This is a genomic window from Actinomadura coerulea (assembly GCF_014208105.1).
In the GTDB taxonomy this organism is placed as follows: domain Bacteria; phylum Actinomycetota; class Actinomycetes; order Streptosporangiales; family Streptosporangiaceae; genus Spirillospora; species Spirillospora coerulea.
In genome coordinates, this window is record NZ_JACHMQ010000001.1 from 7,709,609 (window position 1) to 7,721,778 (window position 12,170).

Consider the following 12,170-nt stretch of genomic DNA (forward strand, 5'->3'; position numbering starts at 1 on the left):
GGTGCGGGCCGACGCCGCCGAAGTAATGGGCCCCGCAACAGAAGTTGTCCTTCCCTAGGCCATGCCGGAGTCGTCCAGGGCGACCGGCTGGGTATGTGGCGCACTGTGATGATCAGGCAACGCGCAGTGACGACGGTTCGACGGCCGGGAACCGCGGCCGTCGCGGCGGGTGTCCTGGCGGCCGCCGTCCCGGGCGCCGCCCTCGCGGCGCCCGCGGCGGCGGATCCGCGGGCGATGACCGCGGCACGGGCGGCGGGGGCCGCGGCGGCGCCTCTGGACGCCCGCGACTTCGATCTGCGGCGCGGCACGGACCGGAGCGGCACGGTCAGGGCGCTCGGCGGCGTGCTCCGCAGGACCGGCGTCGCCGCCCTGCTCCGCTCGCCCGGCCACACCGGGCTCGGCGGCGGCTGCGGCCGGGCGGCCGGGGTCCCCGCCGGCTCGCTCGTCTACTGCTTCGACACCGCGGACAGCACCACCAGGGACTGGGTCCCGCAGGGCGTCACGTCCGTCTCGGACGCGGCGGCGGGCGAAGGATGGGCGGGCGGCGTCCGGCCGATCCTCGTCTCCTGGCACAACGGCGGCCGCGTCAGGCTCACGTTCGTCGACCCCGACCGGCGCGTCTACCGGCACGTCCTGCTCGTCGCCCCGGTGATGCGGGGCGGGCGGCCCACCTACACCGACGTCGGCGTCCACGCGGGCGGCATCGCCTGGTACGGCGACAAACTGTACGTCGCCGACACCCGGCACGGGCTGCGCGAGTTCGACATGCGGCAGATCTTCGACCTGTCCGCGAGCCGGGCTGGCTCGACGCGCCGCCCCGACCGGATCGGGCTGCACGGCGGCACCTACTACGCCCACGGGTTCCGGTACGTGATGGCGCAGACGGGCAGCAGGCACTTCGCCCGCGGCCGGGTCGGCGGCAAGTGCAGGGGCGGCGGCCCGCTGCGGATGTCGTGGACGGCGGTCGACCGCACCACGTGGCCGCACGTCCTCATCGCGGGCGAGTACTGCCGCCCGGACTGGCCGCGGGGGCGAGTGGTCTCCTGGCCGCTGGCGTCCCTGGCCGGAGGCGGGACCGCGAGCGCCGACGGGGGAGCGCGGCTCCCGGTGGACAGGGTCCAGGGCGCGGTCAGGACGCACGGGCGGTGGTGGTTCACCCAGAGCCGCAGCGGCGAGCGCGGCCGCCTCTTCTCGACCCGCTACACCGGCACCGGCTGGGCCCCGGTGCGGCGCCGCACGATCTCCTACGGGCCGGAGGACCTGTCCTGCCACCGGGGCCTCCACCGCATCTTCACGCTCGCGGAGCACCCGGGGAGGCGAGCCCTGTGGGCGTTCCGCGCCTCCTCCTGCTCGTGACCCCGGGCTTCCTCACGCGCTGATCGCGGACCTGGTGGGCTCCGCCTCTCCGGCGGAGCGCCGCCCGGGGCCGCCGCGCCGCCCCGTGCCGGTCACCAGGGCGCCGACCGCCACGGTGACGATCGCCGCGACGCCCAGCGCCGCCCCGATCCAGGCCGTGGACGGGTAGCCCTTCCCCGCGTCGATCGCGAGGCCGCCGAGCCACGGGCCCACCGTGATGCCGATGTTGAACGCGACGACGTTCCCGGCCGCGACCAGCGTCGACGCGCCGTCCACCATGCCGAACGCCCGGGAGTTGAGGGTCGGGTTCGTCCCGAATCCGACGAACCCGAGGAGGAACACGAGGACCACCACGGGCAGGGGCGACCTCGCCGCCAGGGCGAGCAGCACGGAGACGACGGTGAGCCCCGCGAAGCCCGCGTACAGCGTCGGGACGCCCCACCGGTCGGCCGTCCGCCCGCCGAGCGTGATCCCGATGAGCGCCCCGGCGCCGTAGAGCGCGAGCACGCCGGGGACCCACGCCTCCGCGATGCCCGTCGTCTCCGTCAGGAAGGCGCCCAGGTAGCCGAAGACGGCGAGGAGGCCGCTCGTGGCCAGGGCCGTCGTCCCGTACAGCAGCCACAGGCCGGGGACGGCCATCGCGCGCACCTCGTCCCGCACCCGGGGCGGCGCGGCGTCCGCGCGCGCGGCGGGGATCGTCGCGGCCACCAGCGCCATCGCGGCGGCCGACATGGCCGCGACCGCCCAGAACGCCGCCCGCCAGCCGAGATGCTGCCCGACCACCGTCCCGGCGGGCAGCCCCACGATCGCCGCGACCGTGAGGCCGCCCGCGACGACGCCCATCGCCTTCCCGCGCGCGTCGCGCGGCACGAGACTCACGGCGGTCGCCGCCGCCACCGCCCAGAACCCCGCGTAGACGAACGCGCCGACGATCCGCATCGCGAACAGCGTCCAGTACCCGGGCGTGAGCGCGCTGACCACGTGCGTCAGCGCGAACACCGCGAGGAACGCCAGCATCGCCCGCCGGTGCGGCCAGCGCAGCGTCAGGACGGCGAGCGGCGGCGCCCCGGCCAGCATCCCGATCGCGAACGCCGAGATCAGCCACCCGGCGGCCGGCACGGACACGCCGAGGTCGTGCGCCATGCCGGGCAGCAGCCCCGCCAGCATCAGCTCCGACGTGCCCTGCGCGAAGATCGCCAGTCCCAGCGCGTAGACGGCCAGTGGCATCGGTGTCCTCCTGTGTATTGGATAGATCAGTACAAAATTCGGGCGTGAAAGAGGGCGGCTCACCGGCCGCCCCGGTCAGAGTGAGAGCATCGCCGTGTCCGCGATGGCCCTCAGGGTGCCCGGGTCGGCGCCGCCGCGCGCGGCCACCTGGATGCCGCTGATCGTGGAGATGACGAAGTGCGCGAGCGCGTCCGCGTCCTTGGCGGAGTCGATCTCGCCGTCGCGCATCCCGTCCTCGATCGCCGCCTTGAGCGTGGCGAACCGCCGCCGCCGGTCCCGTTCGAGCCGCTCGGCGATGTCGGGGTCGTGCGGGCCGAGTTCCACCGTCGCGTTCACGACCAGGCATCCCGACGGGTCGTCCTCGTCCGGTTCGGCGGCCCAGTCCATGACCACCCGGAGGCGCTCGCGCACGGTGCCCTCGTCGCCCTGCAAGTGCTCGACGAGCCGGGTGGTCCGCACCTCCATGTAGTGCGTCAGCGCCTTGACGAACAGGTCGCGCTTGCTGGCGAACGTGTTGTAGATGCTGCTGCGCCCGAGCCCGGTCGCCGCGCACAGCTCCTGTGTCGACGTCGCCTCGTAGCCGTCCGCCCAGAAGGCCCGCATGGCCGCCTCCACGGCCAGCCCCTCGTCGAACTTCCTCGGCCTTGCCATGCAGTCACCGTAACACGTTATGGACAGCTCGATCCAATATCATCCGGCCCGGTCGCCGAGCCGGACGAGCCGCTGCCGCCCGGGATGCGCCAGCAGCGCGTCGCCCGCCTCCAAGGGGCCCTGCATCGAGGAGGGAACGTCCCAGAGCCTCGCCTCCTGGCCGCCGACGTGCTTGGTCAACAGAACGGGGGCGCCGAGTTCGCGAAGCAGGGCGACCAGGGGGTCGAGCGGCTCGCCGAAAGTGATCTGGTGCCGCGAGAGGATCAGGTGGACGCCGTGTTCGCGCATCAGGCGCAGGTCGGCGATGGCCGCGGCGAGCGGGTCGTCCCGCAGGAGCCGTTGCCGGTGGGCCACGACCAGGTAGATCTCGGGGCCGCCACCGCCGAGCAGGGAGGCCCGGGTGCTCCACACAGCCTCGGTGAGCAACCGGCCAAACTCCTCCGGCGACGAGGTGTGCCGCACGCCCGCCCGCCCCCACGCCTCCGCGCGCGCGAGGTCTTGGGGGCTCATGTGCATGTCCAGGAAGTAGATGCGCCGATCTCGCTCGGTGCCGTGTGAGACGAGCTCGTCGACGATATCGCGCACCAGCGTCGCCTTCCCGGAACCGGACGGGCCGCTGATGAGCAGATCCCGATCGACGTCGAAGTTCAGAAGCACGGCCTCTCCGGTCTCCGGATCGCTCCCGAGCCGCACGCTCCGGTTCCGCGGAGACCGGGCGGCATCCTCCGGTGGCGCGGCGTGGAAGGCGCGGGTCCACCTGAAACGGTCGGCGAGTTCCGGAACGGTCCTGAGCGCCTCCTCGACCCTCTCAGGAGCTCCGCAGAGGACGACCAGTGGGCCTTCAGGCGCCTCGGGCAGCGCGGAGAGAAGCGGGTCGAAGAACGCCCGAAATGACGCGCCGCCCGGCGGAACCGGTCTCGGGTCGTCCAAATCGAGGAAGAGGACACGGCTCTGAGCGGCGTGAAAGAGGTCCGGCCACAGTGTCGGAGAAGCGAGGGGCCACACGACCGTCATGTCGTTCGGGGAGGACGGAAGGCCGCTCGGAGACAAGACGCCGAGTTCTTTGAGCATCTCCGCGTACAGCCCCGCCGCCACCCTCATCTCCTGACTGTAGGCGCCCGGAAAGACCATGTGGCGAGTGAGGGGGGCGCCCGAGCGCACGGCCTCGGCATCTGCCTGGAGGATGTCCCGGAGGGCCGTTCGCACCGTCCCTTTGTCGGCGGGGCCGCCCTGTTGCGTCCAACGGTCGAATCCGGCCAGGCCGTCCAGGCCGGCGATCAGGGTGTTGACGGCCTCCAGGTCGGCGCCCTCCGAGGCGGTGCCCGCCGGTACGGCTGAGGAGAGTTCGCGCGTTTGCCGGACGAAGTCGTCGACGGCCGCACGAGGAGGCTCCGGCGCCACGGTGAAGCGTTGGGGGGAGCCGCCTCCGGCGAGGAGGTAGGCCGTTGGCTCGCCGTCCGGGAACTGGAGGTTCGCCTGCCCGAGAACGCGCCGCAGTTGGTCGGGCGGCAGGCGGTCCGCCGCGATGCGCCAGCCGAGGAGCGGCAGGAAGCGATCCCAGATGGTGGTGTTCTCGACGGTGGACGAGGTGAGCAGCAGCTGGACGTCGAGCGCCCTGCCTCGCTGCGCCAGTGAGATGAGCGTCTCGCCCACCTCGCGCTTGCTGAGCGGGAAGGTGAGCGACAGGTCGGCCACGACCAGCAGGCGCGGCCGCGCCTCGGGCGGCGGTGTGGACAGGGACTCGGGAAGCGGGGCGGAAGGCTCTTCGCCCGGCTGGTAGTCGTCGAAGAAGTTCCACCAGACCCGGTCGACCGAATGGGGGTCCTGGCGGTAACGCTCGTACAACTCGTCGACCGTCGATTGGCTGCCGAAATCCGAAGTCCGCGACACGTTGTGCGGCGGTGCCGCGGACCGTGCCTCCAGCTCGCCGGAAAGGAAGTCGAAGAACCGCCGGAGCCTTTCCGGCGAGCCCAGCAGCTCTTCCTTGGAGTAGTGGACGTGCGGAAGGTCGATGGGCTCTCCGAGCGGATGCTGACCCAGGCCCGCGAACACGAATTGCAGGTCATTTGGAGAGTGTCCTGCGGCGAGGGCCAGGGTGATGGCGCGAACGACCCTCTGGCGGGCCTCGGGGCTTCCGACGATCAGGCCGTGCGGAATGCCCGAGGAGAGATCGAGCGGATAGAGGTTGAGGAGATGGCCGCCCGGCCGGTAACCGATGGCCGGGCTGCGCGGCATCTCGGCGGGCAGCGCCCATGTCTCGTGCAGCATCCCGCTCGCCCCGCCCTCGTTCAAGCGCAGAACGTCGAGGTCGGGCTCGACTGTGAGCTGGGGGGGATCCACCTGCACCACGGGCTCAGCTGTCGCGGGTTCCCCGGGCCAGGGGAGGAGGCGCGCCTCCGGCCCGCGCCGCTGCATCAGCGTCAGGATCTGATCGACTGCGTCGAGTGAGATGCGTGCGGGCTCGAAGGCCGGGCGGGCCTCCTGCGCGAAGATGTGCACGGACGCGAGGTGATCGCCCATGCGGCTCGGAGAGCCCACGTTCCAGCCCGCGAACCCGGCGATGCCCGGCGGCGCGGGCGAGTCGTTCGGCGAGCAGAAGACGAACCTGATCCCTTGGGCGGGTCCCTTCTCGCAGAGCGCGGTGAGGGGATCGAGGAGTTCGGGCCGCGCGTCCAGCATGGGCCCGATGCTGTCGATGATCACGACGAGGGCGGGCAGCGGATCGAGCGGCCGGCCCCCCGCGAGGGCCGCCTGGTACTCGTCCCAGGTGGTGACGCCGGCGGCCTGGAGGACGGTCTCGCGGCGCTTCCGCTCGGTCTCCAGGGCCTCGGGGAGTCGGCCCAGCGCAGGCGGCGTCCACCGGGTGTGGAGGGCCATCGCGACGTGAGGAAGGATATGCACCGGGGGGAACGACGTGGCCCGGCTGTGGTCGACGAACGCGAAGTTGACGATGTTCGGGGAGTGGTTGAGCGCCAGGCTCAGGACGAGGGTCCGCAACAGCGAGCTCTGGAACGCCTCCGGGCCGATGATCAGGCCGTGCGGCAGGTCGGGGTTGCCGTGCAGGACGTCCACCGACACGAGGTCGTCGCCGTCCACGCCGATCACCGCGGGCCGCGGGCCGCGGTCCCAGCCTTCGCCGCCGATCAGTTCCTCGACCGGGGTGTCGAGGAGCTCCAGCAGGTCCGGGCCCAGGGCCACGTCCGGGACCGGGGGAGCGGTGGCGAGGTGGGAGCGGGTCTCGGGGGTGAGGAGGGCGAAGTGGTCGGTTTCGGCGGTGAGGACGACCGGGCCGCCGTCGGCGGGGAGGAGGGCGCGGAACGTCTCGGCGGACGTTCCGGCGCGGCGCTCGATCTCGGCGGAGACGGCCTCCAGGACGTGCCGGGTGTGCAGGGCCTCCGGGCGCGGGAGGGTGTCGAGCAGGGCCTCGCGGGCGCCGGGGACGAACTCGTAGCGCACGCCGCCGGCCGGGCGGAGCAGGCCGCTCAGCAGCACCTCGGCGAGCTGGCCGGGGCCCGAGCCGCCGAGGATCCGGTGCTGGATCAGGCGCATGACCGGCAGCGACGGGACGGAGACGGCGACGTGGGCGGCGAGTTCGGCGGCGGCCGGGGACGCGGTGGCGAGGAAGCGGCGGACGCGCTCGGCGATCGGCAGTTCCCGCTCGCGCCGCACCGGCGCCGCCCCGGTCGGGCGGGCGGGCAGCACGGCGACGGCGGCGGGCTGCGGGCCCGAGCCGGAGACCAGCCGGGCCCACGCGCCGAACCAGCGCGGCGCGATCTCCAGGACGGGGACGGGCACGCCGGGCCCGGCGGCGCCGTCGTGGGGGGTGAAGCGCAGGTCGGTGTTCGGGGCGCCGGGGCGGGGGAGGACGGCGAGGCCGGGGGAGGCCGGCGCGGCGGTGCGGCGCCAGAGGCGTTCGGCGAGCGGCTGGACGATCGCGGTCGGCCCGGCCTGCGCCCAGCGGCGCACGGCCTGCCCGGCGCGCCCGTTCCACCAGTGGGGGCCCGAGCAGTCGCTGAGCACGAGGACGGCCCGCCGCCCGGAGGCGTCCAGGAGCGTTCCCGGGTCCTGGGGCGGCGCCTCGGGGGTGGAGGCGATGCGGCCGTTCCCGTCGAGGTAGCCGAGGTGGACGTCCTGGAAGGCGCCCTGGCGGAGGAGCGTCTCGGCCAGCTCGCGGGCGAGGGGCCGCCACAGCCGCATGGTGGGGCCGGTGTCGACGACCAGGCTGAGGCCGAGCCAGCGCTCGGGCGACGGGACGAGGACGGGCGTCCACAGGCGGGTGTCGGCGACGCGCGCGGCGGTGGCGTCCTCGTCCAGTTCGACGCGGTGCCGGGACGGGACGCGCCGCTTCAGCGGGCGCAGCGCCCGCTGGACGCCGAGCGGGTCGGCCAGCATCGGCGCGGTCGGGACGAGCACCTCGGACGCGCGGCCCACCGGCTCCGCCTCGGCGCCCGGGCGGGGGTGGAGCTCGGCCGGCGGTTCGGAGGGGCGTGCGGGCGCGGGCTCGGGCGGCTCGGGAGCGCCGGCGTCGTCCTCGGGCTCGTCGGGCACCGGCAGCGGAACCGGCGGGACGGAAGGAGCCCGCTCCTCCGGCGGGGAGATGTGGCAGGCGAGCCACAGCAGCTCGCTCATTTCGCGGGCGTCCGGCGGCGGTCCGACCGCCGACAGGACGTCCCGGAGCCGGTCAATCGTCATCGACGGGCCCGGTCAGGTAGGGCATGATGCGGTCGGCCAGGTCCCGGCGGTCCGCGGCGTCGGCGTGGCGGCACAGGTAGACGGCGTTGAGGAGCTGGTCGGTGGCGAGGGTGCCGGACGCGGAGCGCTCGAAGAAGCGGCGGACGAGGTCGTCGCTCTGGTCGGCGAGCGGCCCGAGGTGCTCGCGGACGATCGCCGACAGCTCGGCCTCGCCCGACGGCTGCCGCAGCTCCACGGTCACGCAGCGCCGCAGGAAGGCGGGCGGGAACTCCCGCTCGCCGTTGCTGGTCATCACGACCAGCGGGAACGCGCGGCAGCGGACCGTCCCGGCGGTGACGGTGACCCGGGCGCCCGGCCCGTCGGCGGTCATGACCTCGGCGACCGGGTCGGCCCGCCGGGTCAGCTCGGGCAGCTCGTACTCGCCCTTCTCGAAGATGGTGAGCAGGTCGTTGGGCAGGTCGATGTCGCTCTTGTCGATCTCGTCGACGAGCAGGACGCGCGGCCGCCGGTAGGGCAGCAGCGCGGTGCCGAGCGGGCCGAGGCGGATGTACCGGCCGATGTCCTCCTCGTGCGCCGCGTCGTCCCGTCCCGCCGCGTCGTGCCGCCCGGCCGCGTACAGGCGGGTGAGCGGGTCGTACTGGTAGAGGCCGTCGCGGAGGATGGTCCGGCTGGTGATGGGCCAGTGCAGGACAGGTCCTAGCCCCAGTTCGTGGGCGACGGCGTAGGCCAGCGTCGACTTCCCGGTACCGGGCGGTCCCGTCACCAGCAGTGGGCGGCGCAGGTACAGGGCGGCGTTGACCTGCTGCACGGCATCGTCGGACGGACGGTACGTGGTCGCCTGGTGCTCGTTGCCGGATCCGCCGGAAGGGGGCTCCAGGGCGGGCTCGCCGTCGAACGCGCGCCATGGCGGCGGCGGAGGCAGCCGGTCGATGCCGTCGTGCGTGCGTCGGCTCCCTGTGTAGAGCAGCCAGTCGGGCACCTATACCTCCATCGCGAGCGGGGGGTCGGGGAGCCGGGACGGATCGTCCCACAGCAGCGTCAGGTCGCGTCCGCAGTGCGGGGTGTCCTTGGGGGCGACGAGCGCGGCCTTCCGCAGCGCGAGCGCCAGCCGCGGGAGGTCGCCCGGATGCCGGTCGCCGACCGCCGCGGTCAGTTCGTCGAGGACGCGGTGCCCCCGGCAGTCCCCGTGCGAGGACGCGTCGCACGGGGTGCGCGTCCACATCATGACGGGGACGCCGTTGTTGAGCGCGGCCGTCAGCCAGCTCTTCACCGGGCGCGACCCGTACACCAGGACGCAGAGGTCGATGTTGGCCTCCAGCCAGTCCTGGAAGTCGCTGCCCTTGCGCGGCGCGTCGCACGCGATGGGGCGGGGCTCGCTGCGGCCGCGCTCGATCAGCAGCCGCCAGCGGTGGTGGGCCTGGTCGCGGCGGATCGAGTCGGGCCGCAGCCGCTCCACGTCCCGCACCACCACCGGGTACTTGCGCATGGGGATCCTGTTGCGCGCGTCGACGTACCACTGCTCGAACGGCTTGCCGAGCCAGCCCTCCGGCACCGCGAACTCGATCATCCAGTCGCGGCCGAACAGCGCGGGCGCGAGCGCGGCCACGCCCGCCTCGACCACCGGCCGCACCCGCCGGTCCGGGACGCGCTCGGTCGGCCGCCCCGGTCCCTCGGCGCCGTCGATCCAGGTGTGCACGGTCACGTCGAAGGCGTTGTCGAACGTGACCCGCTCCAGCCGGACGATGACCGACGCGGGCCCCTGGCGGGGGGCGGCGGGCGCGGCGCGGGGCAGGTGCCGCGCGGACCACGCGGTGAGCCGCCGCCGGGCGGACTCGGGCAGGTGCGGCCCGAGCGCCGCCACGTAGCGGACGAGCCGGTCCTCCGGCCAGCCCTCGGCCACGTGGCGCACCGAGCCCCACGCCGACCGGAAGCCGCCGAACGACCGCCGGCCGGTGATCCGTTCGAGGTCGGCGGCGAGCGGGTCGGTGTAGCGGACGCCGTCCAGCAGCTCCCGCAGCTCGCGGCGGGCGGCGGGGGTGAGCCACCGCAGCGGCAGCAGATCGTCCAGCTCTTCCCAGTACGTCCGGATGTGCGCGATGGGCAGCATCCAGCCGAGGTCGGCCCGGTCGCCGTGGCGCAGCTCGGCGTTCGTCACCATGCCGATGACCTCGCCCGTCGCCGTGTCGTACACGGCGGAGCCGCTGTAGCCCTCCTCCAGCCAGTCGCCCCGGCCGGTCTTCAGCTCCCACCACTCGCGCCGCATCCCGCGGTGCGGGAACGCCGTCACCGCCGCGTGCCGCTCGTTCTGGTCGGGACGGCGCGGGAACCCCCACACCCCGAGCGTCCGTCCGCCGAGGCCCCCCGCGTGCAGGCCGTCGGGCGCGGCGAGCGCGGCGGGGGTCAGCGCGACCGGTTCGCGCAGTTCGAGGACGGCGACGTCGCCGGGGTCGCCCGCCCGCCGCCAGTCGCCGCGCCGCACGACCCTGGCGGGCAGGTCCTCCAGCAGCCCGGGGAACCCGACGCGCATCTCCTCCCGCCCGTGGACGGTGTGGGCGCACGTCAGCAGCCGCGTCTCGGTGACCAGGAACGCCGCGCCGAGCTTGCCGCCGGACGGCGGGCCGACCCAGGCGCGCCACTGCCACTCGTCCACGATGCGGCTACGCCTCCTCCGCGGCGCGCGGCTGCCCCCACGTCATCTTGACCTTGAGGTGGCCCTCGACGGTCGTCTTGGCGATGACGGCCCCGGCCGCCGCGTTGAGCTTGACGCCGAACTCCAGCTCGATCCCGTCGGGGTTCAGGTCGCCTCCGCGCAGCGACGACAGCGCCGTCTGCGCCGCGTCCCGGACGCTCTGGAACGCGTCCTCCAGCTTGCCCGCCGCGTCGTGGATCAGATCGCCGGTGCGGGACACCGACTGGAACCCCGGCTCCATGTCGTCGGTCTCCACGACGATGGTCCCGTTCTCGGTCTGCCAGCGCACCAGTTCGTTCACCCGGCAAATCTAACAAGATCATGCGGTGCGGGGTGCTTTGCTGGGAAGGCCGCCCCGGAGGCGGCGCGGCCACAGGAGGACACGATGATCACCGTCGAGCAGGTGCGGGCCCTCGCGACGACGCTGCCCCGCACGTCCGAGCACCTGATCAGGGACCGGGTGAAGTTCCGCGTCGGCTCCATCGTCTACGTCGCCTTCTCGCGGGACGAGACCGTCATGGGCTTCGCGTTCCCCAAGGAGGAGCGGCTCGCCCTCGTCGAGTCCGAACCGGACAAGTTCCACCTCCCCGGCGAGTCCGACATGCGTTTCAACTGGGTCCACGCATGGACGTCGGCGCTGGACGAGGCCGAGATGGAGGAACTCGTCACCGACGCGTGGCGGATGGTCGTCCCGAAGAAGGTCGCCGCCGCCCGCCTCGGCCCTCAGGACGGATGACGCCCCTCCAGCGGGCGCGGGGGCGAGGCGAGCGCCCCTGCATGCGCTGACCGGCGCGTTCTCAGTGCGGCGGCGGCAGCGGATCGACGGCGTTGCCGGCGCTGCATCCGCCCTCGCCCGCCATCCGCTGCATGCGGGGCGGAACCCACACGCTGGTACGGCCCGGCGCGACCCGGCCGAGGACGCAGTCGAAGACGTCCGACCCGTAGGGCTTCACGGTGAGAGCCACGCCGACGACGCCGCCCCTGGTGGTGAACTCGCGCCGGATCGCCGGGGCGAGCCGCAGCGACGCGACCGCCGCGCGGACCCTCGCCTCGTCCGCCTTGCCGTCCTTCGGGACGCGGGGCAGCGCCTTGCGCAGCCGCTCGAACGGAATCTCCGGCGTCTTCGGCCACGGTCCGAAGGCGAGCGGGGACCCGGCCGGGCACGACACCTGCCGGGTCCCGTAGTGCTGCCATTCGGTGGTGGTGGAGAACCGCAGTTCGAAGCACCGCCGGACGCTGACGGTCGAGGTCGGGAACCAGCCGCCGTCCGGCGCCGTCCCCGACGTCCGCAGGACGAGCCGCACCCCTTTCCCGGCCGTCGAGACACCGGTCACCCGCATGACCTCCACGCCGTCGAGGTCCGCCGCCCGGTGCGCCATGTCCCGCGCGGGCCGCACCCGGGCGTCGTAGACCCGGTCCCCGGCCCGCTCGGCGGCCTTCCGCGCGTCCGCGGCGGCCACGTCCTCAGGACTCCGGCCCAGCTGCCCGCAGCCGGCGGCGAGCAGGACGACCAGGGGGATCACGAAGCGGCGCATGCGTCCAAGGATCCCGGCGG

9 protein-coding genes are annotated in these 12,170 nt (G+C 73.9%); 2 read left to right on the forward strand and 7 right to left on the reverse strand.

Annotation, left to right across the window (positions count from 1 at the left end; genetic code table 11):
* Window positions 1-126 precede the first annotated feature (126 nt).
* Entirely contained in the window at window positions 127-1,356 is a 1,230-nt protein-coding gene (locus BKA00_RS35725; RefSeq protein ID WP_185032635.1) for a hypothetical protein, read from the forward strand.
* A 12-nt stretch (window positions 1,357-1,368) separates the two neighbouring features.
* On the opposite strand, the gene BKA00_RS35730 is transcribed toward BKA00_RS35725, so the two are convergent.
* The 6 genes from BKA00_RS35730 to BKA00_RS35755 all read right to left on the reverse strand — a co-directional run bounded on the left by BKA00_RS35730 (window position 1,369) and on the right by BKA00_RS35755 (window position 10,916).
* Window positions 1,369-2,583 (reverse strand): Cmx/CmrA family chloramphenicol efflux MFS transporter, encoded by a 1,215-nt coding sequence (locus tag BKA00_RS35730; protein ID WP_185032637.1) that lies wholly within the window; start codon window positions 2,581-2,583, stop codon window positions 1,369-1,371.
* A 75-nt stretch (window positions 2,584-2,658) separates the two neighbouring features.
* The gene (locus tag BKA00_RS35735) at window positions 2,659-3,234 is read right to left on the reverse strand and encodes a TetR/AcrR family transcriptional regulator (protein ID WP_185032639.1); all 576 of its coding nucleotides are present in this window, start codon (window positions 3,232-3,234) and stop codon (window positions 2,659-2,661) included.
* Window positions 3,235-3,273: 39 nt separating this feature from the next.
* A complete protein-coding gene (locus BKA00_RS35740; RefSeq protein ID WP_185032641.1) occupies window positions 3,274-7,926 on the reverse strand; it encodes an SAV_2336 N-terminal domain-related protein in 4,653 nt (1,550 codons plus the stop codon).
* Window positions 7,916-8,905: an AAA family ATPase gene (locus tag BKA00_RS35745; RefSeq protein ID WP_185032643.1), complete on the reverse strand. Its 990-nt coding sequence runs from the start codon at window positions 8,903-8,905 to the stop codon at window positions 7,916-7,918. Before BKA00_RS35745 ends, BKA00_RS35740 begins: the two co-directional genes overlap by 11 nt.
* Window positions 8,906-10,576, reverse strand: coding sequence for a VMAP-C domain-containing protein (locus tag BKA00_RS35750; RefSeq protein WP_185032645.1), 1,671 nt, complete (start codon window positions 10,574-10,576; stop codon window positions 8,906-8,908).
* A gap of 7 nt (window positions 10,577-10,583) precedes the next feature.
* Window positions 10,584-10,916, reverse strand: a complete 333-nt coding sequence (locus tag BKA00_RS35755) for a CU044_2847 family protein (RefSeq protein WP_230299292.1) — start codon at window positions 10,914-10,916, stop codon at window positions 10,584-10,586.
* A gap of 84 nt (window positions 10,917-11,000) precedes the next feature.
* Between BKA00_RS35755 and BKA00_RS35760 the strand changes: the two genes are divergently transcribed.
* The gene (locus tag BKA00_RS35760; RefSeq protein ID WP_185032647.1) at window positions 11,001-11,351 is read left to right on the forward strand and encodes an MmcQ/YjbR family DNA-binding protein; all 351 of its coding nucleotides are present in this window, start codon (window positions 11,001-11,003) and stop codon (window positions 11,349-11,351) included.
* 61 nt (window positions 11,352-11,412) lie between these two features.
* Here the strand turns inward: BKA00_RS35760 and BKA00_RS35765 are convergent, their stop codons facing one another.
* Complete coding sequence (locus BKA00_RS35765; RefSeq protein ID WP_185032649.1) at window positions 11,413-12,150, reverse strand: translation initiation factor IF-2; 738 nt, start codon at window positions 12,148-12,150, stop codon at window positions 11,413-11,415.
* Between the last annotated feature and the right edge of the window lie 20 nt (window positions 12,151-12,170).